Origin of the sequence: Caballeronia sp. BCC1704, from assembly GCF_902833455.1 — a bacterium.
Taxonomy (GTDB): domain Bacteria; phylum Pseudomonadota; class Gammaproteobacteria; order Burkholderiales; family Burkholderiaceae; genus Caballeronia.
Genome location: NZ_CADFFT010000015.1, coordinates 1 through 381, shown reverse-complemented (window position 1 = coordinate 381; position 381 = coordinate 1). Strand labels below are relative to the sequence as shown.

General features: G+C 61.7%; 1 pseudogene. It reads left to right on the top strand.

Annotated features, from left to right (window positions below):
- Positions 1–381, top strand: a pseudogene (gene tuf, locus HWX53_RS27415) (elongation factor Tu); the annotation flags it as partial.

The following is a 381-nucleotide window of genomic DNA, read 5'->3' as shown; positions in this document are numbered from 1 at the left end:
GGTCAAGCGGGCGACAACGTCGGTATCCTGCTGCGCGGCACGAAGCGTGAAGACGTCGAGCGCGGCCAAGTGCTGGCCAAGCCGGGTTCGATCACGCCGCACACGCACTTCACCGCTGAAGTGTACGTGCTGAGCAAGGACGAAGGCGGCCGTCACACGCCGTTCTTCAACAACTACCGTCCGCAGTTCTACTTCCGTACGACGGACGTGACGGGCTCGATCGAGCTGCCGAAGGACAAGGAAATGGTGATGCCGGGCGACAACGTGTCGATCACGGTCAAGCTGATCGCCCCGATCGCCATGGAAGAAGGTCTGCGCTTCGCAATCCGCGAAGGCGGCCGTACCGTCGGCGCAGGTGTCGTTGCGAAGATTATCGAGTAA